Source organism: Streptomyces sp. NPDC005878, from assembly GCF_040629815.1.
GTDB lineage: Bacteria > Actinomycetota > Actinomycetes > Streptomycetales > Streptomycetaceae > Streptomyces.
This window is the reverse complement of sequence record NZ_JBEXWK010000002.1, coordinates 72199-94430: the sequence shown is the minus strand read 5'-3', so window position 1 is coordinate 94430 and position 22232 is coordinate 72199. Positions and strand designations below refer to the sequence as shown.

The window sequence follows — 22232 nt, the reverse complement described above, 5'->3', positions numbered from 1 at the left end:
GTTGACGGATGGATCGCGACGAGGAACTCCGGATTCTCGACCGTGCCCTGGAGCATCTGCGCGACAAACGGCTCCCGCTGACCGACTCGGACACCCGGGTGAGTGTAGACCGCTATCACTCCCCGCAGTGGTACCGGGCGGAACTCGACCGCATTTTCACCCGGTTGCCCTCGATGCTGGTGCACACCTCGGAGATTCCCGGACCGGGCGCCTTCACGACCCTGGAGCATTTCGGCAGGCCGCTGATCGTCAGCCGCGACCAGGACGGTGTGGCGCATGTCCTCCTCAACGCCTGCCGGCACCGCGGGGCGCGTCTGGAGAAGGAGCCGTCCGGCTTGCGCAAACAGTTCACCTGCGGTTATCACGCCTGGCGCTATGACCTGGACGGTACCCTCGCCGCGATCCCGAGCCCGCGCTGCTTCCCCGGAGTCGAGCGGGGGAAGCGCAATCTGGTGGCGCTCCCGGCGGTGGAGGCGTACGGATTCGTCTGGCTGATGCCCGAGGAGAATCCGGGCCGCGCCGACCTCGACGCGTTCCTGGGCGACTTCCGGCCCGACATCGCGGATCTCGATCTGGCGTCGTACGAGATCTACGGCGCCGAGAGCCAGGAATGGGAGATCAATTGGAAACTGGTCGTGGAAGGCACGCTCGAGGGCTACCACTTCCCGTTCCTGCATGCGAAGAGCGCCAACCCGCTCTTCGAGAACAGCACGTTCTTCTTCGACGCGTTCGGGCCCCATCTCCGCTCGATCCTGCCCAAGCGGTCGATAAACTTCATCACGAGGACGGAACGCTCCGAACGGCGTCTGCTGTCGGTGGCGAACGTGATCCACACGATTTTCCCGAACGAGACGGTGCTGCACCAGTCGGACCACTTCCTGTGGATCACCAGCCACCCGCTCGGCCCGACCCGTACGCTCGTGAAACTGCGTCTCATCGTGCCGAGGGGATCGGTGGGCGAGGGCAGTGCCGCGCAGTGGGAGGAGAACCGGCAGCTGACGTATCAGGTGCAGTACGAGGACCTGGAGATCTACCGGGAGATCCAGATCGGCCTGACCAGCGGCGCCCACGAGGAACACTGCTTCGGTACGCAGGAGTTCGCGCTCCAAAAGTACAACGAGGCGATCGAGGCGCATCTCTTCCCGGACCGGTGAGCGCACGCCGGCCGTGGTGCCTCACTTCGCGGGCAGCCGCCTCTTCGCCGCGTACAGCGCGCCCCCGGCCAGCAGACCCCAGAACGCGCCGCTGATCCCGAAGAACTGCACGCCCGACACGGTCACCACCAGCGTGACCACCGCCGCCTCCCGGTCGCCCGGGTCGGTGACCGCTCCCACCAGCGAGTTGCCGAGCGCGCCCAGCAGCGCGAGGCCTGCCACCGCCTCGATCAGGGTGGGCGGGGCCGCGCCGACGAACGCGACCGCCGCTCCCGCGCCCAGGCCGAGCAGGATGTAGGCGCCGCCGCCGATGGCCGCCGCCCGGTAGCGCTTGCGCGGGTCGGGGCCGGCGTTCTCGTCGGCGCACAGGGCGGCGGTGATCGCCGCGAGGTTGACGGCGTGACCGCCGAAGGGCGCCGCGACCAGGCCGAAGGCGCCGGTCCAGCCGAACAGCGGGCCCGGCTCGGGCTCGTAGCCGTTGACGTTCAGGACCGCGATGCCCGGGATGTTCTGCGAGGCCATCGTCACCACGTACAGCGGAAGCGCGATCCCGATCACGGCCGCCGCGGTGAAGTGGGGGGTGACCAGGACCGGTTCGGGCCACAGGGGGCCGAGGTCGGCGGCGGATATGTGGGTGGTCGCGGTGATCAGGACCACCGCGACGACGACCGCCGCCGGGACCGCGTACAGCTTCCGGAAGGCGCCCACCACGGCCCAGACGCCGACGATCGCCAGGCCCAGCGCCGGTTTCTCCTGGACGGCCTTGGCGGGGGCCAGGCACAGCGGCAGCAGGATGCCCGCGAGCATGGCGTTGGCCAGGGGTTTCGGGATGGCTGAGACGGCACGGCCGAGCGGTTTCCACAGTCCGGTGACCACGATCAGCGCGGCGGCGACGAGGAACGCGCCGACCGCGGCGGCGAATCCGCCGTCGACCGTGGCCGCGCCGGCGAGCAGCGCCGCGCCGGGCGTCGACCAGGCCACGCTGACCGGCATCCGCAGCCGCAGACTGAGGAAGATCGCGCAGGCGCCCATCGCGACGGAGAGCGCCATCAGCCCGGACGCCGCCTCGGCGCGGCTCGCGCCGACCCGGGTGAGGCCTTCAAGGACGATCGCGAACGAGCTGGAGAAGCCCACGAACGCGGCGATCAGCCCGACCGTCCCGGCCCTGACCAGCTCGGACGCCAGGCCAGGGGGCCGCACCGGACCGGGTCCGGGGCTCGGTGGACCGCCGGCGCCCGTCGCCTCCGTCTCGGACGTGGTCACGGCAACTCCTCGTATCCGCTCTGTACGACGATGTCGCGCATGACCTCGCTCGCTCCGGCGGCGACGGTGGCGGCTTGGGCGTCATGCACGGTCTGGACGATCGGCGCGCCCTCCCGGAAGCCCTCGGAGCCGTGCAGATGGCGGCACTCCTCGGCCACGGTCCGGGCCACTTCGGTGGCCTTGAGCTTAGCCATCGAGCAGGCCGTGATCGACAGCGGGTCGCGGGCGTAACTCCAGGCCGCGTGGTGGGTGAGCCGACGGGCCGCCTCCACTTCGGTGAGCAGATCGGCCATCGTGTGGCGGACGGCCTGCTGGGCGCTGAGCGTCGAGCCGAACATGGCGCGGCCCTTGAGGTGCCGCCACGTCAAATCCAGGCAGTGGGCCGCGTCCCCGACCGCCGAGATCCCCGCGGCGAGCCGCTCCAGCTGCATGTTCTTCATGATCTGGACGAAGCCGGAGTTGCGGCGGCCGATCATGTTCTCCTTGGGCACCCGCACCCCGCGCATGCTCACGTCCGCCATCGCGCAGGCACGCCAGGCGATCGAGTCGTTGGGCCGGACGTGGACCCCCTCGGCGGCGCGGTCCACGACCAGCAGGGACAGATGACTCCGACCCGCGCGGGACCGGGGCTCGCCGGTCCGTACCGCCGTGACGAAGAAGTCCGCGAAGCCGCCGTTGACGACGAAGCGCTTCTCGGCGTCGACCACCAGATGGTCGCCGTCCTCGACGGCCGTCGCCTCCAGCCGTCCGAGGTCCGAGCCCGCCTGCGGTTCGGTGATCGCCAGGCCCGCGATCAGGTCGCCCGCCACGGCCGGGCGCAGATAGCGCTGCTGGAGCTCGGGCGAGCCGTTGGTGGCGAGATAGCTCGTACCCATGTAGGCGTGGAGCGCCACCGCGAACCGCACTCCCCCGAACCCGGCGCGGCCCAGCTCCTCCAGGAAGACCACCGAGTGGAAGAGGTCGAGTCCGGCGCCGCCCACGGACGGGGGGTGGTTGAGGCCGAGGAGGCCCTCGGCGGCGAAGGCGTGCCAGGCCGAGCGGGGCATCGCGCGGCGCCGCTCCCACTCCGCCGCGTACGGCACGACCTCCTTGCGGAAGAACGTACGGACGGAGGCGCGGAACTCCTCGTGCACGGGGGTGAGGTGAGCCGAGGGATCGCTCAGCAGGTCGGTCATCGCACGTCCCCCGGCCCCAGCCGTCCGCAGACCGTCGCGAGCACGGCCTCCTCCTCGTCGCGCAGGAAGAAGTGCCCGGCGGGAAAGGCGCGGATCGTGAACTCCCCGGTGGTGTGGTGCTTCCAGGCCACCATGGACTCGTACGGGTCGATGTCGTCGTCCTCGCCGCACAGCGCGAGGATCGGCGCGGAGATCCGCCCGGGCGTGGGCTGCCAGGTCTCGGCGAGCCGCAGATCGGCGCGAAGCACCGGTTCCAGGAGCGTCATGAGGGCGCGGCTGGCGAGGACTTCGGGCGGGACGCCGTTCATCTCGCGCAGCCGCCGGTGCAGGGTGGGCCCGTCCATGGTGTGCATGGGCGGGGTGCGTGCCGGCACGCCCGGCGCCCGGCACGCCGAGACGACCAGGAGCTCGGGCGGGCGGTGGCCCTCGGCGATGAGCCGGTGGGTGAGTTCGTAGGCGAGGCGGGCGCCCAGGCTGTGGCCGAAGAAGGCGTACGGCCCGCGCGCGGTCTCGGGGGCCAGGGTCTCGGCGAGCGCCCCGAGCGCCTGCGGCCAGGAGTCGAACGGCTTCTCCCGGAAGCGCTGTTCGCGTCCCGGCAGCCGGATACCGGTCACCGCCACGCTCGGCGGCACCCGTGTCCGCCAGTCGCGGAAGACCTGGGTGCCGCCGCCCGCGTACGGGAAGCAGAACAGCCGCAGGGCGGCCGGGGCGTCGCCGGAGAACCGGGCGAACGGCTCGCCCGCCGGGGTCCGGGGCGGCGCGGCGGCACGGGGCGTCGGGCGCACGGCGGGCCTACGCCATCGCCTCGTCGACAGCCTTGGCCAGGCTGCTCAGCCGGGCGTCCTCGTAGAGCGTCTCGGGCAGCAGCACGTCGACGGCGAAGCGCTCCTCCACCCGGGACAGGAACTTGATGGCGGTGAGGGAGTTGCCGCCGAGCTCGAAGAAGTCGTCGCCGACGGCCACGTCGGTGATGCCGAACAGACCGCGCCAGATGTCGGCGATCGCCTCCTCGGTCGCGGTCATGGGCTCGGTGCCGAGCGCCGCCTGGGAGTCCTGGGAAGTCATGGCCTTCTCCTCCGTCCGGTCAGTCCCGCGTGGCCACCGGCTGGGCGGCCGGGGCGGCGGGTGGTGGGGTGTGGGGGTCGTGGGCGGCGAGCAGCGCGCGGCCGTCGACCTTGCCGGTCGCGGTCAGCGGCAGCGCCTCGCACAGGTGGATGCGGGCCGGTACCAGATACGCGGGGAGCAGGGTCCGCAGATGGTGGCGCAGCGAGGCGGAGGTGACGGCCCCGTCCGCCACCACGAAGGCGACCAGGGACCGTTCGCCGCGTTCGGTGCTCACCGCGACGTGGCTGCGCCGTACCGCCGGGTGCCGGTCGAGGTGGTGGGCGACCTCGCCCAGCTCGATGCGGAAGCCGTTGATCTTCACCTGGTCGTCCTCGCGGCCCTGGAAGACGAGCGAGCCGTCGGGGAGCAGGGTGCCGTGGTCGCCGGTGCGGTAGAGCCGCTCGCGGACGCCGTCGATCTCCCGGTCGACGAACCGCTCGGCGGTGAGCTCGGGCATGCCGAGGTAGCCGGGCGAGAGCCCGTCGCCCGCCAGGCAGATCTCACCGGTCCGGCCGGGTTCGCACAGGGTGGTGCCGTCGGTCACGTAGAGCCGGGTGTTCTGGATCGGGGTGCCGATCGGCAGGAGTCCCGAGTCGGGGATGAGCCGGTCGATCGGGTGGTAGGTGGCGAAGGTGGTGGCCTCGGTGGGTCCGTACACGTGGACGAGGCGGCCCGGCCCGTACCGGCGCAGCGCCGCCGCCACGTGCGGGATCGAGTGGAGTTCGCCGCCCATGAGGACGGTCTCGGTGCCGTCGAGGGCGCCGGGTGCCTCGTCGATCACGGCGTTGAACAGGGCGGTGGTGAGGAAGACGACCGTGACGCGGTGGTCGTCGATGACCCGCCCGAGCCGGGAGAGCCGCACCAGGCCCTCCGGGTAGAGCACGCACGTACCGCCATTGAGCAGCGCGCCCCAGATCTCGAAGGTGGCGGCGTCGAAGGTGACCGGCGCGAGCTGGAGCAGCCGGCTGTCCGCCTCCAGCCGGGCGAAGCGGGCGCCGAGGACGAGCCGGGCGATGCTGCGGTGCCGGATGGCGACGCCCTTGGGGCTGCCGGTGGAACCGGAGGTGAAGTTGACGTACGCGAGCGCGTCGCCGCCGACCTCGACACCCGGGGCGGTCCCGCACTCCTCCAACCCCTCGTCCACCGGCAGGACGTGGCACGCGCCGAGCCGCCGGGCGAGCTGTCCGGGGCGGTCGGTCAGCACCCAGCGGCAGTCGGCCCGCGCCAGCGGTCCGCGCAGCCGCTCGTCGGGCCAGCCGGCGTCGAAGGGCAGATAGACGCCCCCGCACTTGAGCACCGCGAGCAGCGCCACGATCAGCTCGGGCGAGCGGGTCAGGCAGACTCCGGCGGTCGAGCCCGGGGTGAAGCCCTGGGCGAGCATGCGGCGGGCGAGGCCGTTGGAGAGCCGGTCGAGCCGGGCGTAGGTGTACGCGCGCTCGTCCTGCACCACCGCGAGCGCGTCGGGGCGGCGCGCGGCGCTCGCGGCGAAGAGCGCGGGCACCGAGCTGTCCCGCGGATAGTCGGTGGCGGTCCGGTTGATCCGGCGGTGGAGGGCGAACGCCTCCTCGGTGCCGGTGAGTCGGGTCCCGTTGAGTCTTTCCAGCGCAGACACCCCTCGGGATGTGGCGACGTCGGAGCAGGAGTGGCCGTGCCGGGTCAGCGGGCGGGCCGGAAGGGCGTGCCGTTGACGGTCCGGTCGACGAACCGGTTGTGCTTGTACCGGTCCTCGCCGGACACCAGCACACAGCCGAACTTGTCGAGGCTGGCCTCGCCGCCGAACTCCTCCAGGGCGTCCGAGAACGGGTAGACCTGTACCTGGGTCGGCAGATAGCGGGCCGCGTACCCCAGCCGCATGTGGTCGGTCAGGCCCGCGTGCGGGTGCGAGGCGTGCATCAGGGTCGACCAGAAGACGATGAACTGGCCCTGCTTGAGCACCATCGACTTGGCCCGGGACTCGTCCGGGCTCCAGTTGGGGTCCTTCTGGAGCTGGCGGTAGTCGTAGCCGAAGAAGCCGCGCCGGACGCCGCCCTTCTCCACCTTGCCGATGGAGTCGGCGTCGTACGTCATGACCTTGGACTCGTCGTAGTTCATGGTCCGGTGCGAGCCGGGGATGAACTGGAGGCAGCCCATCTCCACGCTGGCGTCGGTGAACGCCGACCAGACGGTGATGGTCCCGCCGAACTCCGAGTCCTCGGGCCAGACGATCTGGGGGTGCTTGGATCCGGCCACGTTGGAGAAGTTGTCGGCCTGGTGCCAGTCGGTGCCCTCGTCCCCGGGGTACTTCGGGAAGAACTCGGTGCGCCAGCAGAGCACGTCCGGGCCGAGGAGGCTGGCGACCCGGTGGACGATCTCGGGGCGGGTGATGTGGTCGGCGAGGAAGTCGACGTCGAGGTGGCGGTCGTAGTTGGCGAGGTTGGTGACGCCGGAGACCGCCTTCTCCTGCCCGTAGATCGCCCGCTTGGTGTTGAGCAGCTTGGGGCGCAGGGCGCGGAGGTTCTTCTCCATCTCGTCGGGTTCGTAGAGGTCGAACGGGCCGATGTATCCGTCCCGGTGGAACTGCTCGATCTCCCGGGCGCTCAGGGAGAAGTCGGTGCTCGTGGTGCCGGCCAGGTCGTCCATGCATCACCTCTGTGTAAGCGACACTCCGCTGCGGCAGCGGACGGGTAAATGCGTGCTGTTCCGGTCAACTCTCGCCAGTCGAGGACGAGTTGCGCTCTGTTTAACACAGGACTTCCTGCGGACGCTTCTATTCCCCGCCAGTTGCACAGGTGGACACCGACCGACGGGCATCGCGCGGGTGGCGGGGCGTGCCGGGCGCGCGGACCGCCGTACGGGCGGCGCGCGAGGGGGTGCGGGAGCGGGCGGCGCGGCCCGCCGGGACCGCGCACAATCGGCCGCGGACGAGGGCTTCGGGCATAACCTGGCAGATACGGACAGAAAGGGCTGGCGGCGGACCCGGGGAACGGGCCGGTGCTCGCCCTCCGCGCACAGCGGGTCCCGCAGGGGCGCGTGAGGGCCTTCCGGGGCCCGCGACTTGCGCCTTTCGGCCCTTGACGCGGCATCCCGGGGAGGGGAAGACTCTCGCTGATAATCCGCATCACTGACGATGCCCTCCGGGGCCTTTCCGGGAGGACCCAGTGCGTCTGTCCCCGCCCTTGACCACGCCGCTGCGGATCGCGGCCGCGACGCTCTGGCTCCCGGACCGGCGCGAGACCACCGAGGCCGCCCTCGCGGCCGGCCGGGTCGACGAGGAGACCGCGACCCGCCTCGGCTACCGCGAGGTCACCGTCAGCCCCGACCACGCGGCCCCGGAGATGGCGGTCCTCGCCGCCACCGACGCGCTGGCGGCGGCCGGATGGGACGGGGCGGACCTCGGCCTGGTCGCGCATGCCTGGACCTACCACCAGGGCCATGACTTCTGGGCCCCCGCCAACTACGTCGCCCACCACATCGGTGCCTCGGCCGTGCCCGCCGTGGGCGTCCAGCAGATGTGCAACGGCGGAGCCGCCGCACTCGAAGTGGCCGCCGCCCGCATGATCGCCGACCCGTCCGTGGCCCGCGCCGCCGTCACCACCGGCGACCGCTTCCTGCCGCCCGCCTTCGACCGCTGGCTCGGCGACTACGAGCTGGTCTACGGCGACGCCGGGACCGCGCTGCTCCTGGACCGCTCCGAGGGCCCCTACGAGCTGCTCTCGGTGGCCACCGTGGCCCGTTCGGAGTACGAGACGATGCACCGCGGCGACGACGAGTTCAGCTCGATGCCCCGCACCCTGCCCCGGGTCGACGTGCGGCGCACCAAACGCGCCTTCGTCGCCTCGGGGGCCGAGCCCGGGTTCACGGCGGCGCTCACCGAGGCCGTCCTCGACGTGGTCGGCACCGCGCTCGGGGAGGCGGGGCTCGCCCCGGACGACCCCCGCCTGCGCTTCCTCGCCCTCCCCCGGCTCGGCTCCGGCCCGCTGGAGGAGTTCTTCCACCCGGCCGTCGCCCGCGTCGGCCTGCGCCACGCGGAGATCCTCAACCTGGGCGGCGGGACCGGGCATCTGGGCGCCGGGGACTCCGCCGCCAACCTGGCGGCCCTGCACACCGGCCAACGGCTCGCGGCGGGCGAGGTGGCGCTGCTGCTCAGCCTGGGCGGCGGCTTCAACTGGTCCTGCGTCGCGGTGCGGGCGGTGGCCCGATGAGAGGGCAGCCAACGGACGGGAAGCCCGGCGACCGCGCGGTGGTGGCCATCCTGTGCGCGGGGTTCTTCCTGCTCGACTTCGACCTCGTCGTCATCAACCCGGTCCTGGTCCCCGTCTCCAAGGACTTCGACGTCAGTCTGGGCACCACCACGCTCGCCCTCACCGGTTATCTGGCGATGGTCGGCATCATGCAGCCGGTGCACGGCGCGATCTCGGACCGGGTGGGGCGGGTGCGCGTGCTGCGGACCGCGCTGTTCGGGCTCGGCCTCGCCGATCTGGCGGCGGCCCTGGCGCCCGACGCGGCGCTGCTGATCGCGGGCCGGGCGGTCGCCGGCGGCTTCGCCGCCGCCCTCATCCCGGTGACCGTGGCCTACGTGGGCGACCACATCCCGATGGAGCGCCGACAGCGCACCATGGCGGCGATCATGTCCTCCAGCGCGGTCGGCGCCGCCTTGGCGACCGTCGTCGCGGGCGCGCTCACCGAACTGTTCGACTGGCGCTCGCCCCTGCTCATCCCGGCGGTGGCCGCGCCCCTGCTCGCCGTGGTGTACACCCTGCTGCCGGAGGCGCCCCGGGCGAAGGGCGCCGAGGGCCCCGGCGTGCGGGAGCGGTTCGCCCAAGTGCTCGGGGACGGCTGGTTCCGGTTCCTCATCCCGTTCGCCTTCGTCGAGGGCGCGGCGATGATGGGCCTGTTCAACTTCTTCAACGCGGCCCTGCAGAAGCACGGCAGCAGCGCCCTGATGTCGGGCCTGGTGACCAGCGCGTACGGGGTGGCGGCCATCGGCGGCAGTGTCGTCGTCAGGGCCTTCGACACCCGCGCGACCGGCGCGGGCATGTTCGGCTGGGGCACCGGTCTGCTCTTCGTGGGCTATCTCACGGCCGCGTTCACCCAGTCGGTGCCGGGCATCCTGATCGCCGGCGCCCTCGCCGGACTCGCCCTCGCCGTCGGCCAGTCCGCGCTCCAGGCATGGGTCCTGGAGGCGGCCGCACCCGAGGCACGCGGCAGCGCCGCCGCGCTCGTCGCCTGCTCGGTCTTCACCGGCGCCGCCGTCAGCACAGCCGCCGTCGGCCCGCTCGCGGGGCGCGGCGACTTCGGGACGCTCTTCGCCGTCGCGGCCGCCGCGACCGCGATCTCATCGGTCGTCGGCACTCTCGCCCGGGCCCGCTTCGAGCGCTCGGACCGGGCCCAGCGGATGCCCGCGGGGCCGCCCGTGGACCAGGAAGCCCCGAACCCACTCAACTGAAGGAGAAGCACCCATGGCGCTGTTCGCGGTGATAGCCAAACGGGCCCCGGTCGGCATCGGCATCGAGGAGTTCCAGCAGAAGCTCGCCGAGGGCTTCCGCTACACGCAGGAGCTCCAGGAGAAGGGGCTGATCAGGGACCGCTGGATCCTGGTGGGCGCCTCGGCGGGGCTCAACGTCTACGACGTGGAGTCGCACGAGCAGCTGATGCAGCTGCTCTACCGCAGCCCCGCCGGGCTGCACCTGGACTACGAGGTGTACCCGCTGATCAGCCCGCCGAGCTACGACCCGACGGCCGAGGGTCCGGCCCACTGAAGAACGCCCGCTCGATCCGGCTCAGCGAGCGGAAGTCGTCGAGGTCGAGGTTCTCGATGTCGACCGGCCGCCCGCTGAGCCGCTCGATCAGCGCGATGAACTCCAGAAAGCCCAGCGAGTCGACGAGCCGGCTCTCGATCAGGTCGTCCTCCGGGCCGATGCCGCCCGCCTCCGGGTGGCGCCGGGAGATCCAGGCGACGACCTCCGCCAGCCCGGCGGCCGGCGCCCTCACCGCTCGCCCCCGCCGGTCCCGAGGGCGGCGGCGGCCTTCTCCACGGCCTCCGTCGCCGCCTCCCAGCTCCCGTACCGCGTGTACAGCACGGACAGCCAGCGCTCCAGGCCGAAGGCCACGCAACTGGTGTGGACGGGGCTCCCCGTGCCCTCCAGGGTGATCCGGCAGCGCTCGCCGAAGAAGTTGCGGTGGACGTTGAGCGAGGCGATCGCCAGGTCGTCGACGAGGAACTCGTGCTTGACGGGCGAGAGGCGCTGGAGCAGCGCCCGCTGCCCGCCCCGGTCGTAGAAGGGGTCGGTCGCGGCCTCCTTGCGCACGGCGAGGCCGAGGGCGGCGGTGAGGGCGGTGACGCGTTCCTCGAACCGGCGCAGATGCTCCTGGGTGAAGTCGGCCGAGCCGAGCGCCACGATCTCGCGCATGTGGAAACCGAGGAGGCGCCGCAGCCCGTCGTAGTGCTCCTCGCGGCGGAAGCAGCGTCCGAGTACGGTCACGGCCGTCCCGTCGGGAAGGGCGCGGCCCTCGTGGTGGAGGTAGACGCCGAAGCAGGCGGCCGAGGGGAGGCCGAAGAGCGCCGGTTCCAGGTCGTCGGCGGTGAACCGCTCGTACGCCGCGCCTGGTTGATGGCGCGTCAGGTCCAGGGTGCTGACCACGAGGGCCTGGTGCGGGAAGTTCTCGTACACGTCGAGGCGGGAGAGGTCGGCGACCGGGAGCAGCGGTGGCATGATCATCGGCGTGGCGCCGCTGTCGGTCCCCCAGCCCTCCAGGAGGGCGTCGAGCCGTTTCAGCAGGACGGTCGGACCGGCCGGGAGGGTCTGCGGACCCGGGCCGGCCGCCGGGGCCGCCGTCATGAGACGACTTCGGCGGTGGCGCCGGAGAGCGCCAGCCGCAGGACGTCCTGGGCACAGCCCCAGGAGAGGCCGACCGCGATGCCGCCGTGACCGTAGTTGTGGATCACCCGCGCGGAGCCGAGGGGCTCCACTTCGAGGCGGGTCCGCGGCCGTGACGCCCGCAGGCCGACCTCGACGCCGGTGACCTTCGCCCCGGCAATGCGCGGCTCCACGGCGGCGCAGCGTGCCAGGATCTCCTCGGTCTGCGCCGGGTCCGGGTCCATGCTCCACACCTCGCGCTCGGCGGTCCCGCCGCACACCAGGCGGCGCCCGTGCGGGAAGTAGCTGGTGGAGGTGGGGCCCGGGTTCTGCTCGAAGAAGAACTCCTCGATGCCCGGGTTCTCCACGATCACGTGCTGGCCGCGGACCGGGAACACCTCGGGGTCGTCGGCCAGGGCGCGCGCCCCCACACCCGTGCAGTTGACGACGAGCGGTGCCTGGGCGGCGGCCTCCTCCAGCGAGTCCACCGTGCCCACGTCGACGCCGCCCCCGGCGGCCGTGACCCGGGCGGCCAGATGGTCCAGGTAGACGGGCATGTCCACGATCGGCAGATCGACCCGGAACGCCACCGGGAACCCGCCGCTCTCCTCCTCGCCGCACGGCGTGTAGCCGGGCAGATGGGCGGCCCACTCATGACCGCCGGCCGCCTGCCGGTTCACCAGGCGGCCCCGGGTCAGGCGGACGCCGCTGTCCGGCTGCTTGGCCAGCGCGCCGAACTCGGCCAGGCTGACCTGGTGCCAGGGGCGGGTGATGGCGGTCGGCGCGAACTTGGCCTCCGCCTCGCTCTCGTCGGCGATCGCCGGACCGCCGATGATCGCTCCCGCCACGGCCGACGTGGTCAGCCGGGGCGCGCGCTCGGCGACGACCCGGACCGTGAAGCCGCGCTCGGCCAGACATACCGCCGTGGTCAGTCCGGCCACACCCGCGCCGATGACCAGGGCCTCGTTTCGCATCGTCACTCGACTGCACCTCTCAGTGGGGAAGCTGCGCGAAAGACCCGTACGGGAATCCCGCACGGAAAAGACGTTCCGCGCCCGCCGGGTGTGACCGGACGGGGGCTATTCGTGGGAAACGGCGACGCAGGACCAGGTGAAGCCGTTGCCGGCGCTCAGGAAGAGCGCCACCTCGCCCGGCGCGAGCCGGTCGTCGGCCTGGAGGGTGGCGAGGTTGGCCACGACGTCCCCGGCACCGAGGTGCCCGGTGTCGCGGCCCAGGTCGAGGAGTTCGGTGTGGGGCAGGGCCAGTTCGTGCACGGAGGGCCCGTAGAACTGGCCGAGGGCGCCGGTGCTGAGGCGGGGCAGGACGAGGTAGCGCAGCCGGGGGTCGGCCGGGGTGAGCCCGGCGTCCGCGATGGCGTCGAGCACCACGCGCTGCACGGAGCGGCGCAGGACTGCGACGAACCTCGGCCAGCCGCCGCCCGCCCGGAAGACGAGTTTGGTGCGCCGGGCGCTGACCGTGGGGTACGTGGCGCGCGGCGCGGGGGTGAAGGCGTCGTCGCCCCGGTAGAGCACCTCGTACTCGGGGACGCTCACCGAGGCGATGGCCAGGAGCCGGTAGGGGCCCGCGTCGCGGTCGAGGAGCAGGGCGGTGGCCGCGTCCCCGTACGCCACGTCGATGTCGCCCGACCAGCGGTCGAAGCCGGGCCGGACGAATCGGTCGGCGGTGGTCACCAGGCACCGGTTGACCGAGGGGTCGAGCGCCAGGCGGCCGGCGGCGACCTCCAGGGCGGCCACCGCGCCGTTGGAGGTCTGCTGCACCCCCAGGGGGGTGGCGTGGCGGGCTCCGATGCCGTGGGCCACGTAGTGCGGCGCGGACCAGAAGTCATGGCCCTGGTGGTAGATCCAGGAGTGGACGACCAGGCCGAGGTCGTCGCCCGACCAGCCCGCGTCGGCGAGCGCCTTCTGGGCCGCGAGCACGGCCATCTCGGGAGCCGCCCGGTCCGGGCTCTCGCTCAGCGCGCGGTAGCCGAGCCGGTCGGCGGTCTCCTGGTCGAGCCGCCCGGCCGCGACCGCCCGGGCGGTCTCCAGACGGCGGGACGGGAGCCAGAGCACGGCGGCGGCTATGCCCGGCGGGTCGGGTAACGGCGGACTCAGTCTCACGGGCTGCCTCCTCGGACCGGCCCGACGGCTCGGGCCGTACCTACCGGCTGCCCACTATATTGTCAGCGTTATTGATTGTCAGGCATCTGTCTCTCGACTTCGCGCACGACCGGCGCGTTTCAGGCATCCCGCGCCGGTTCCGTGCGGAGTGTCGTTCGGCATGTGCTGTCGTTCTCCTTGGTTGTCGTGGTTCCGGAGTGTGAGGAGATCCGTGGTGTCCCAGCCGACCACCCCTCTCGGCGCCGACGCGGTGGTGCCGCTGTCGCCGATCGGCCATGTCGTGACGGAGTACGCCCTCCCCCAGCAGACGCCGCCGCAGGCGACGTTGGCGTACGGGGACCAGGGCCGCGTCGTGCTCTACGAGCCGTACGCGGGAGGGCTCGACGGCATCGCCGAGGGCTGGTACGTGTGGCTGCTGACCTGGCTGCACGACCAGACCGACGAGGAGGCCGCACCGCTGCGGGTGGTGCCGCGCGGCTGGGAGGGGAGCGGGCGCACGACCGGCGTCTACGCCACCCGGACGCCCAACCGGCACAACCGCATCGGTCTGAGCCTGGTCCGCGTCCGCGAGGTGAAGGGCAACGTCCTGCACTTCGACGGGGTGGACCTCGTCAACGGCACCCCGGTGCTCGACATCAAGCCGTATTCGCCGACGTCGGACACTCCGCCCGAGGACGCGTAGCCGCGGCGTGCTCCGCGCGCGCGGCGATCGGCCCGGTGACCGTTCCCGCCACGAGGAACAGGGTGCCCAGGAGCAGCCAGCCCGCCACTCCCGCGTGGGTGACCAGGGCCGCGACCAGCAGCGGTCCGCCCGCCCTCGCCAGGTCCGAGCCGAGGCTCCAGACGCCCAGGAACTCGCCCTGGCGGTGCGGGTCGGCGAGGCCGTAGGAGACGCCCCAGCCGCTCGCCGAGGAGAGCAGCTCGCCCGCCGTCAGCAAGGCCACGCCCACCGCGAGCACCAGCACGGCGGCCACCGGCGGCAGGGCCGCCGTGGTGGCCGTCACCGCGCACGCGGCGAGCAGCGCCCACCCGGCGCGCCGGCCCGCGACCGCCGCCCCGGCGACGGTGTCGCTGCCGCGTGCGGCCCGCACCTGGAGCAGGATCGCCAGCGCGGTGTTGAGTGGCATCAGCACCGCGACCGACCAGGTGGGCGCGTGCGTATGGGTGGAAATCCACAGCGGGACGCCGAGGCTGAGGACGTCGGCGTTGATGTAGAGCAGCCCCGAGAGAGCGGCGAGGGCGAGGAAGCGGCGGTCGCGCAGGGCGGCGGGGCGGTGTGGGGGACGCTCGGCGTCCGGCAGCGCGGCCGGGCGCGGGCCGTCGTCCGGCATCCGGGCCACGATGACGGCGACGACCGCGTACGAGGCGCAGTTGCCGAGGACCAGGACGGTGTATCCGGTACGGGAGTCGGCGGCCAGGGCGGCGCCCGCGCCCAGACTGCCCAGCGAGAAGCCGATGTTGAGCATCACCCGGGTGTACGCGCTGGCCGCGACCAGGGCCGAGGAGTCCGCGATCCGGGCCAGGTAGGCGCCGCGGGCCGGCCGGGACGCGCTCTCGGCGAGCGCGATGGCGCAGACGACGGCGAGGAAGCCGGCGAAGCCGTCGACGAACAGGTACCCGGCGAAGGCGACGGCCCGTACGACGACGGTGGCCAGATACACCCGGCGGTGCCCGAACCGGTCCCCGAGCTTTCCGGCCGGGACGGTGACGGCCGGACCGAGCAGGGCGGCGACCGTCAGGCCGAGGCCGACCTGGGTGGCGCCGAGCCCGACGATCCGGGTGAAGAAGAGGGCGGCGCCGGTGTGGAAGAGGCCGTTGCCGATCCAGTCGACGAGGGTGGTGAGCGCGTAGGCGCGCAGCGGACCGCGGGGCGGCAGCAGAGCTGCCGCCCCGGAAGAGGAGGAGGACATGCCCCCCAGCCAACGGCCTTCCGCCGCGCACCGACAGAGATTTAGGCTGGGGCTCAATGCTCCGCTACCGCCTGGGGGTCGACGACCTCGCCGACATGCGCTTCGCCTGCTCACCGCTGCTGGAGACCGCGACCAGCCTGTGGGCGCTGCGACGCGCCGACAAGTACGCGCTGCACCTGCCGTGGGTGCGCCGGACGCGGGCGGCGCTGGCCGATGCCCCGGGCCTGGACACCGCGCTGCTCGGGGAGCTGACCGTACGCGGCAGCGGCTGGATCCCGGACTTCCTCACCCCGCGCCCCGACTCGCCGCTGCCGGACGTGCGGGACGAGCTGCGGCGGGTACGGCGGACGGCGCCCGCCAAGGCGCTGGCGGACGTCCGGAGGGCCTACGCGGGGCGCGCCCTGCCGCCGCGCCTGGCCGAACTGGCCGCCGATCCGCGCGGGTTGCGGGACGCGGTGGCGCGGGTGCTGGAGGCGTACTGGGAGCTGGCGATGGCGCCGCACTGGCCGCGGATGCGGGCGGTCCTGGAGGCGGACATGGTGTGGAGGGCGCGGCTGCTGGCCCGCGAGGGCGCGGCGGCGGTGCTCACCTCGCTCGACCGGACGGCACAGTGGCGGGGCGGTGAGCTGACGCTGTTCGTCCACCGGGACCTGGAGCTGGGGGCGGCGGTGGAGGGGCGGGGGCTGTGGCTGGTGCCGACGCTGTTCGCCCAGCACGCGATCAGTCCGGTGGGGCCGGACGAGCCGCCGACGATCGCGTATCCGGCGCGGGGGGTGGGGACGCTGTGGGAGTCCCGCCCGCCGCGTCCGCCCGGGGCCCTCGCCTCGCTGGTGGGCGCGCCCAAGGCGGCGCTGCTGCTGGCCCTGGACGGCCCCGCGTCCACGACGGAACTGGCCCGCCGGCTGTCCGTCACGCCGAGCGCGGTCTCCCACCATCTGGCGGTGCTGTACCGGACGGGGCTGGTGAGCAGGGCTCGGGCGGGGAGGGTGGTGCTGTATGCGCGGACGGGGGTGGGGGACGCGGTGGCGCACCCGGAGGACTGACCCCCGCGGCACCCCGGCTCCCCCGGTCCTGCGGCCCGCGTCCCGCTTCGTGGCCGCCTGCGGGCCGGTGGGGCTGGTCGCGCAGTTCCCCGCGCCCCTGAAAAGGGCCTGCGGCCCCCCTCGCTTCGCGTTCACCCGCCGGCCGGTGGGGGTTGCTCGCGCCGTTCCCCGCGCCCCTGAAAAGGGCCTTCGGCCCCCCTCGTTTCGTGGCCGCAGGTTACGCTCCGATTGCTCTGCGGAGGGCTACCGCCTCGTGGTGGATCGGGGTGTGCGCGCCCGTCAGCGGGACCCCGCTGCCCCCGCGCCGGCTCGCCACGATCTCCGCCGCGATCGACAGTGCGGTCTCCTCCGGTGTGCGAGCCCCGAGGTCGAGGCCGATCGGGGAGTGCAGGCGGGCCAGTTCCAGCTCCGTCACGCCCACCTCGCGCAGTCGCGCGTTGCGGTCCTCGTGCGTGCGGCGCGATCCCATCGCGCCCACGTACGCCACCGGCAGCCGCAGCGCCAGTTCGAGCAGCGGGACGTCGAACTTCGCGTCGTGGGTGAGGACGCACAGCACCGTACGGGAGTCGATCCCGGTCGACTCCAGATAGCGGTGCGGCCACTCCACCACGATCTCGTCCGCCTCCGGGAAGCGGACCGGCGTGGCGAACACGGGCCGCGCGTCGCACACCGTGACCCGGTACCCCAGGAACTTCCCCACCCGTACCAGCGCCGACGCGAAGTCGATCGCGCCGAAGACGATCATGCGCGGGGGCGGAACGCTCGACTCGACCAGGACCGTGAGCGGCTGCCCGCACAGCCGGCCGTCCGCGCCCAGCACCAGCGTGCCGGTGCGGCCCGCGTCCAGCATGGCGCGTGCCTCGTCCGCCACGGTCCGGTCGAGCTCGGGGTGGCCGCCGAGGGCGCCCTCGTACGTACCGTCGGGCCGTACCAGGAGCGGGCGGCCCACCAGGTCGGACGGGCCGTCCGTGACGCGGGCCAGCGCCGCCGCCCCCTCGCTCGCCGCCGTGGCGAGCGCGGCGGCGAACACCGCCCGGGACGGGGAGCCGGCCGGCACCGGGGTCACCAGGATGTCGATGATCCCGCCGCAGGTCAGGCCGACGGCGAACGCGTCCTCGTCGCTGTAGCCGAAGCGTTCGAGGACGGGTTCGCCGTCCTCCAGCGCCTGTCGGCACAGCTCGTAGACCGCACCCTCCACGCATCCGCCGGAGACCGAACCGATCGCCGTGCCCTCGCCGTCGACGGCGAGCGCCGCGCCGGGCTGGCGGGGCGCGCTGCCGCCGACCGCCACCACGGTGGCGACGGCGAAGTCACGGCCCTGCTCGACCCACCGGTTCAGCTCCTCGGCGATGTCCAGCATGTTCGGTCTCCTTAGAGGATGGTGGAGGGCGTCCGGTCGTACGCCCCGCTCGTGGCCTACTTGACGCCCAGCCAGTTCTCGATGGGACTGAGCGCGAAGTAGACGAGGAAGATTCCGGACAGGGCCCACATGAACCCGCCGATCTCCCGCCACTTGCCCTGCGCCGCCTTGATGACGGTGTAGGAGATGACACCCGCGCCGACACCGGCGGTGATGTTGTACGTGAACGGCATCAGGGCCACGGTGAGGAACACCGGGATCGACACCGAGCGGTCGTTCCAGTCCACGTGCCGCGCCGCGCTCATCATCATCGAGCCGATCACGACCAGCGCGGCGGCGGCCACCTGGGCCGGGACCAACTGGGTGAGCGGGGTGAAGAAGAGGCAGGCCGCGAAGAAGAGGCCGGTGACGACCGAGGAGAGGCCGGTACGGGCGCCCTCGCCGGCGCCGGTCGCGGACTCGATGAAGACGGTCTGGCCGGAGGCTCCGGAGACGCCGCCGATCGCGCCGCCCGCGCCGTCGATGAACAGCGCCTTGGACAGGCCCGGCATCCGGCCCTTGTCGTCGGCGAGCTTGGCCTCCTGGCCGACGCCGATGATGGTGGCCATCGCGTCGAAGAAGCCGGCAAGCACCAGGGTGAAGACGATCATGCCGACGCCGATGGCGCCCATCTGGTCCCAGCCGCCGAACTCCACGTCGCCGAAGAGTCCGAAGTCGGGCTTGGCGACCGCGCTGCCGTCCAGGCCCGGGGCGAGCCCGGCCCAGTCCTTGTCGTCCAGGCCGGCGATCTTGGTGACCGCGAGCGAGAGGACCGTGCCGGTCACGATGCCGATCAGGATCGCGCCGGGGATGTTGCGCGCCTGGAGGGCGAAGATCAGGAGCAGGGTCACCGCGAAGAAGAAGACCGGCCAGCCGACCAGCTCGCCCGTGGCGCCGAGGGTGACGGGGCCGCCCTGGCCCTTGCCCACGAATCCGGCCTTCACCAGGCCGAGCAGGGCGACGAACATGCCGATGCCCATGGTGATCGCGTGCTTGAGCGGCAGCGGGATGGCGTTCATGATCATCTCGCGGAGGCCGGTGACGACCAGCAGCATGATGACCACGCCGTACATGACGCACATGCCCATGGCCTGCGGCCAGGTCATGTTGGGGACCACCTGGGTGGTCAGGGCCGCGGAGACGTTCAGTCCGGCGGCCAGCGCGAGCGGGACCTTGCCGATGAAGCCCATCAGCAGGGTGCTGGCCGCGGCCGCGAGGGCGGTGGCCGTCACCAGGCCCGCATGGCCCAGCGTGTGCTTGTCGACGTCGGGCGTCGAGAGGATCAGCGGGTTGAGCAGGAGGATGTAGCACATCGCCATGAAGGTGGTGATGCCGCCGCGCACCTCCTGCGCGACCGTGGATCCTCTGTCCGTTATGTGAAAGTACCGGTCGAGCCAAGACCTGCCGGCGGGGACGCGCGAGCCGGAGCCCGCCTCCTCGGCGGTGGTCTTCGGCTCCACAGACTGCTGGGTCATGGTGCCTACTCCCAAGGTTCACAGGGGCACCCGCATCGGACGGAGACCTCCGTCGGACAAGCTGCGGGATTTGGGATGGTGCGTGGGCTGCACGACCCGGGGGACGGCCCGAGACGAACGTTTCCGCGGCTGCGGGGGTACCGGTACCTTCCGGTACCGCAGTGCGGGGTGGTGCTGGTCATCCGGGTACTGCCTGGTGATGCCGGTGGTACGGGTGCTGCTGGTGGTGGTGCCGGTGATACAGGTGGTGCGGGTGAAGGACCGCGAGCGGTGCGGTACTTCCGTGCTCCGGGCGGTGCGGGCGGCCGGGAAGTGTGACGTTCCCGAGTGGCACGCACCGCCCGGAGGGTTCGGGGGGTCAGGACGACTCGGTGCCCGTCAGGTGCTCGGGGCGGACCGGGGTCCTGTTCAGCTCCAGACCCGTCGCGTTCCGGATCGCCGCGAGGACGGCCGGGGTGGACGACAGGGTCGGGGCCTCGCCGATGCCGCGCAGCCCGTACGGGGCGTGCTCGTCGGCGAGTTCGAGCACGTCGACCGGGATGGTCGGCGTGTCGAGGATGGTGGGGATGAGGTAGTCCGTGAAGGAGGGGTTGCGCACCTTCGCGGTCTTCGGGTCGACGATGATCTCCTCCATGACCGCCACGCCCAGGCCCTGGGTGGTGCCGCCCTGGATCTGGCCGACGACGGACAGCGGGTTGAGCGCCTTGCCGACGTCCTGGGCGACCGCCAGCTCGACGACCTTGACGAGGCCGAGCTCGGTGTCCACCTCGACGACCGCGCGGTGCGCGGCGAACGAGTACTGGACGTGGCCGTTGCCCTGGCCGGTGCGCAGGTCGAACGCCTCGGTGGGACGGTGGCGCCACTCCAGCTCCAGCTCCACCGCCTCGTCCTCCAGGACGTCCACGAGGTCCGCGAGGACCTCGCCGCCGTCGGTGACGACCTTGCCGCCCTCCAGGAGGAGTTCGGCCGTCGCCCAGGCCGGGTGGTAGGAGCCGAACTTGCGGCGGCCGATCTCCAGGACGGCCTCGCGGACGTGCTCGCAGGTGTTCTTGACCGCGCCGCCGGTGACGTACGTCTGGCGCGAGGCCGAGGTGGAACCGGCGGAGCCGACCTGGGTGTCGGCCGGGTGGATGGTCACCTGGGTGACGCCGAGCTCGGTACGGGCGATCTGCGCGTGGACGGTGACACCGCCCTGGCCGACCTCCGCCATCGCGGTGTGCACGGTGGCGACCGGCTCACCGCCGACGACCTCCATGCGCACCTTGGCGGTGGAGTAGTCGTCGAAGCCCTCGGAGAAGCCGACGTTCTTGATGCCGACCGCGTAGCCCACGCCCCGGACGACGCCTTCGCCGTGCGTGGTGTTGGACAGGCCGCCGGGCAGCGCGCGGACGTCGGCCTGCTCGCCGGCGGTCACCCACTGCTGCTCGGGCGGCAGCGGGCGGGCCTTGACGCGGCGCAGCAGTTCGGCGACGGGGGCCGGGGAGTCGACCGGCTGCCCGGTCGGCATGATCGTGCCCTGCTCCATGGCGTTCAGCTGCCGGAACTCGACCGGGTCCATGCCCAGCTTCGCCGCCAGCTTGTCCATCTGGGCCTCGTAGGCGAAGCACGCCTGGACCGCGCCGAAGCCGCGCATGGCGCCACAGGGCGGGTTGTTGGTGTAGAGCGCGATGGCCTCGATGTCGACGTCGTCGATCACGTACGGGCCGGCGCTCAGCGAGGAGGCGTTGCCGACGACCGCCGGGGAGGCCGACGCGTACGCGCCGCCGTCCAGGACGATCCGGCACTTCATGTGCGTGAGCTTGCCGTCCTTGGTGGCGCCGTGCTCGTAGGAGAGCTTCGCCGGGTGGCGGTGGACGTGGCCGAAGAAGGACTCGAACCGGTTGTAGACGATCTTGACGGGCTTGCCGGTGCGCAGCGCCAGCAGACAGGCGTGGATCTGCATCGAGATGTCCTCGCGGCCGCCGAAGGCACCGCCGACGCCGGAGAGCGTCATCCGGACCTTCTCCTCGGGCAGGCCGAGGACGGGGGCGATCTGCTTGAGGTCCGAGTGCAGCCACTGGGTGGCCACGTACAGCTCGACGCCGCCGTCCTCGGACGGTACGGCCAGACCGGACTCGGGGCCGAGGAAGGCCTGGTCCTGCATCCCGAAGGTGTACTCGCCCCTGACGATCACGTCGGCGCGCTTGGCGGCCTCGTCGGCGTTCCCGCGCACGATCGGCTGGCGGTGCACGATGTTGGGGTGCGGCACATGGCCGATGTGGTGGTCGTCGCGGCCCTCGTGGACCAGGATCGCGCCGGGCGCGGTCGCGGACGCCTCGTCCGTGATGACCGGCAGCTCCACGTACTCGATCTTGATCTTGGCGGCGGCGCGGCGCGCGGTCTCCGGGTGGTCGGCTGCAACCAGCGCCACCGGTTCGCCGTGGTGGCGGACCTTGCCGTGGGCCAGGACCGGGGTGTCCTGGATCTCCAGGCCGTAGTTCTTCACGTCGGCCGGCAGGTCGTCGTAGGTCAGCACGGCGTGGACGCCGGGCATCGCGAGGGCCTCGGAGATGTCGATCGACTTGATCTCGGCGTGGGCGACCGTGGAGCGCAGGGTCTGGCCCCAGAGCATGTCCTCGTGCCACATGTCCGAGGAGTACGCGAACTCACCGGTGACCTTGAGGGTGCCGTCCGGGCGCAGCGTCGACTCGCCGATGCCGCCCTTGGTCTTCGAACCCTGGGTGATGTTGGTGGGAGTACCAGTGGTGGCCATG

General features: G+C 72.4%; 20 protein-coding genes. 6 read left to right on the top strand and 14 right to left on the bottom strand.

All coding sequences use genetic code 11. From position 1 onward, the window contains the following. The first annotated feature begins 8 nt into the window (after window positions 1-8). Window positions 9-1154, top strand: a complete 1146-nt coding sequence (locus ABZ404_RS04040) for an SRPBCC family protein (protein WP_358831644.1) — start codon at window positions 9-11, stop codon at window positions 1152-1154. A gap of 21 nt (window positions 1155-1175) precedes the next feature. Here the strand turns inward: ABZ404_RS04040 and ABZ404_RS04035 are convergent, their stop codons facing one another. From ABZ404_RS04035 to ABZ404_RS04010, 6 genes are read right to left on the bottom strand one after another with little or no spacing between them, the layout of a single operon-like run. Further along, window positions 1176-2417 carry a benzoate/H(+) symporter BenE family transporter gene (locus ABZ404_RS04035; protein WP_358831643.1) on the bottom strand — a complete coding sequence of 414 codons (1242 nt, stop codon included), beginning with the start codon at window positions 2415-2417 and terminating at the stop codon, window positions 1176-1178. After that, window positions 2414-3592 carry an acyl-CoA dehydrogenase family protein gene (locus tag ABZ404_RS04030; RefSeq protein WP_358831642.1) on the bottom strand — a complete coding sequence of 393 codons (1179 nt, stop codon included), beginning with the start codon at window positions 3590-3592 and terminating at the stop codon, window positions 2414-2416. Before ABZ404_RS04030 ends, ABZ404_RS04035 begins: the two co-directional genes overlap by 4 nt. Beyond that, window positions 3589-4377, bottom strand: a complete 789-nt coding sequence (locus ABZ404_RS04025) for an alpha/beta fold hydrolase (RefSeq protein WP_358831641.1) — start codon at window positions 4375-4377, stop codon at window positions 3589-3591. The genes ABZ404_RS04030 and ABZ404_RS04025 overlap by 4 nt, the downstream gene beginning before the upstream one ends. Window positions 4378-4384: 7 nt before the next feature. Further along, window positions 4385-4657 (bottom strand): phosphopantetheine-binding protein, encoded by a 273-nt coding sequence (locus ABZ404_RS04020; RefSeq protein ID WP_358831640.1) that lies wholly within the window; start codon window positions 4655-4657, stop codon window positions 4385-4387. Between the two features lie 19 nt (window positions 4658-4676). Then, the gene (locus tag ABZ404_RS04015; RefSeq protein ID WP_358831639.1) at window positions 4677-6308 is read right to left on the bottom strand and encodes an amino acid adenylation domain-containing protein; all 1632 of its coding nucleotides are present in this window, start codon (window positions 6306-6308) and stop codon (window positions 4677-4679) included. A gap of 44 nt (window positions 6309-6352) precedes the next feature. Beyond that, entirely contained in the window at window positions 6353-7315 is a 963-nt protein-coding gene (locus tag ABZ404_RS04010) for a chlorinating enzyme (RefSeq protein ID WP_358831638.1), read from the bottom strand. 518 nt (window positions 7316-7833) lie between these two features. Between ABZ404_RS04010 and ABZ404_RS04005 the strand changes: the two genes are divergently transcribed. The 3 genes from ABZ404_RS04005 to ABZ404_RS03995 are packed head-to-tail and all read left to right on the top strand — an operon-like array spanning window position 7834 to window position 10434. Next, on the top strand, window positions 7834-8877 hold the full coding sequence (locus tag ABZ404_RS04005) for a 3-oxoacyl-ACP synthase (RefSeq protein WP_358831637.1): 1044 nt from the start codon (window positions 7834-7836) through the stop codon (window positions 8875-8877). Next, a complete protein-coding gene (locus ABZ404_RS04000; RefSeq protein WP_358831636.1) occupies window positions 8874-10121 on the top strand; it encodes an MFS transporter in 1248 nt (415 codons plus the stop codon). Before ABZ404_RS04005 ends, ABZ404_RS04000 begins: the two co-directional genes overlap by 4 nt. Window positions 10122-10134: 13 nt before the next feature. Further along, a complete protein-coding gene (locus ABZ404_RS03995) occupies window positions 10135-10434 on the top strand; it encodes a muconolactone Delta-isomerase family protein (RefSeq protein ID WP_358831635.1) in 300 nt (99 codons plus the stop codon). Here the strand turns inward: ABZ404_RS03995 and ABZ404_RS03990 are convergent. The 4 genes from ABZ404_RS03990 to ABZ404_RS03975 form a co-directional block, all read right to left on the bottom strand. After that, entirely contained in the window at window positions 10388-10666 is a 279-nt protein-coding gene (locus ABZ404_RS03990; RefSeq protein ID WP_358831634.1) for an acyl carrier protein, read from the bottom strand. The genes ABZ404_RS03995 and ABZ404_RS03990 overlap by 47 nt on opposite strands. Next, window positions 10663-11514 (bottom strand): hypothetical protein, encoded by an 852-nt coding sequence (locus tag ABZ404_RS03985; protein ID WP_358831633.1) that lies wholly within the window; start codon window positions 11512-11514, stop codon window positions 10663-10665. The genes ABZ404_RS03990 and ABZ404_RS03985 overlap by 4 nt, the downstream gene beginning before the upstream one ends. Next, entirely contained in the window at window positions 11511-12506 is a 996-nt protein-coding gene (locus tag ABZ404_RS03980) for an FAD-dependent oxidoreductase (protein WP_358831705.1), read from the bottom strand. The genes ABZ404_RS03985 and ABZ404_RS03980 overlap by 4 nt, the downstream gene beginning before the upstream one ends. 105 nt (window positions 12507-12611) lie before the next feature. Further along, window positions 12612-13652, bottom strand: coding sequence for a ketoacyl-ACP synthase III family protein (locus ABZ404_RS03975; RefSeq protein ID WP_358831632.1), 1041 nt, complete (start codon window positions 13650-13652; stop codon window positions 12612-12614). A gap of 214 nt (window positions 13653-13866) precedes the next feature. On the opposite strand from ABZ404_RS03975, the gene tsaA reads away from it, so the two are divergent. Beyond that, the gene (gene tsaA, locus ABZ404_RS03970; RefSeq protein WP_358831631.1) at window positions 13867-14334 is read left to right on the top strand and encodes a tRNA (N6-threonylcarbamoyladenosine(37)-N6)-methyltransferase TrmO; all 468 of its coding nucleotides are present in this window, start codon (window positions 13867-13869) and stop codon (window positions 14332-14334) included. On the opposite strand, the gene ABZ404_RS03965 is transcribed toward tsaA, so the two are convergent. Next, window positions 14288-15562: an MFS transporter gene (locus ABZ404_RS03965; protein ID WP_358831630.1), complete on the bottom strand. Its 1275-nt coding sequence runs from the start codon at window positions 15560-15562 to the stop codon at window positions 14288-14290. The two genes, tsaA and ABZ404_RS03965, sit on opposite strands and share 47 nt — an antisense overlap. A 56-nt stretch (window positions 15563-15618) precedes the next feature. Between ABZ404_RS03965 and ABZ404_RS03960 the strand changes: the two genes are divergently transcribed. Next, window positions 15619-16605: a DUF5937 family protein gene (locus ABZ404_RS03960; protein ID WP_358990114.1), complete on the top strand. Its 987-nt coding sequence runs from the start codon at window positions 15619-15621 to the stop codon at window positions 16603-16605. A 217-nt stretch (window positions 16606-16822) separates the two neighbouring features. Here the strand turns inward: ABZ404_RS03960 and ABZ404_RS03955 are convergent, their stop codons facing one another. From ABZ404_RS03955 to ABZ404_RS03945, 3 genes are all read right to left on the bottom strand, one after another. Then, window positions 16823-17965, bottom strand: coding sequence for an XdhC/CoxI family protein (locus ABZ404_RS03955; RefSeq protein ID WP_358836187.1), 1143 nt, complete (start codon window positions 17963-17965; stop codon window positions 16823-16825). A 56-nt stretch (window positions 17966-18021) separates the two neighbouring features. Beyond that, window positions 18022-19479, bottom strand: a complete 1458-nt coding sequence (locus ABZ404_RS03950) for an NCS2 family permease (RefSeq protein WP_358836188.1) — start codon at window positions 19477-19479, stop codon at window positions 18022-18024. A 358-nt stretch (window positions 19480-19837) separates the two neighbouring features. Beyond that, window positions 19838-22231 (bottom strand): molybdopterin cofactor-binding domain-containing protein, encoded by a 2394-nt coding sequence (locus ABZ404_RS03945; protein ID WP_358836189.1) that lies wholly within the window; start codon window positions 22229-22231, stop codon window positions 19838-19840. Between the last annotated feature and the right edge of the window lies 1 nt (window position 22232).

Bases quoted from the DNA above. Each gene is read 5' to 3' on its own strand.
- ABZ404_RS03950 (WP_358836188.1), bottom strand. From the start codon at position 19,479: ATGACCCAGCAGTCTGTGGAGCCGAAGACCACCGCCGAGGAGGCGGGC.
- ABZ404_RS04000 (WP_358831636.1), top strand. From the start codon at position 8,874: ATGAGAGGGCAGCCAACGGACGGGAAGCCCGGCGACCGCGCGGTGGTG.
- ABZ404_RS04030 (WP_358831642.1), bottom strand. From the start codon at position 3,592: ATGACCGACCTGCTGAGCGATCCCTCGGCTCACCTCACCCCCGTGCAC.
- ABZ404_RS03965 (WP_358831630.1), bottom strand. From the start codon at position 15,562: ATGTCCTCCTCCTCTTCCGGGGCGGCAGCTCTGCTGCCGCCCCGCGGT.
- ABZ404_RS03955 (WP_358836187.1), bottom strand. From the start codon at position 17,965: ATGCTGGACATCGCCGAGGAGCTGAACCGGTGGGTCGAGCAGGGCCGT.
- ABZ404_RS03960 (WP_358990114.1), top strand. From the start codon at position 15,619: ATGCTCCGCTACCGCCTGGGGGTCGACGACCTCGCCGACATGCGCTTC.
- ABZ404_RS03995 (WP_358831635.1), top strand. From the start codon at position 10,135: ATGGCGCTGTTCGCGGTGATAGCCAAACGGGCCCCGGTCGGCATCGGC.
- ABZ404_RS04010 (WP_358831638.1), bottom strand. From the start codon at position 7,315: ATGGACGACCTGGCCGGCACCACGAGCACCGACTTCTCCCTGAGCGCC.
- ABZ404_RS04020 (WP_358831640.1), bottom strand. From the start codon at position 4,657: ATGACTTCCCAGGACTCCCAGGCGGCGCTCGGCACCGAGCCCATGACC.
- ABZ404_RS03985 (WP_358831633.1), bottom strand. From the start codon at position 11,514: ATGACGGCGGCCCCGGCGGCCGGCCCGGGTCCGCAGACCCTCCCGGCC.
- ABZ404_RS04040 (WP_358831644.1), top strand. From the start codon at position 9: ATGGATCGCGACGAGGAACTCCGGATTCTCGACCGTGCCCTGGAGCAT.
- ABZ404_RS03980 (WP_358831705.1), bottom strand. From the start codon at position 12,506: ATGCGAAACGAGGCCCTGGTCATCGGCGCGGGTGTGGCCGGACTGACC.
- ABZ404_RS03945 (WP_358836189.1), bottom strand. From the start codon at position 22,231: ATGGCCACCACTGGTACTCCCACCAACATCACCCAGGGTTCGAAGACC.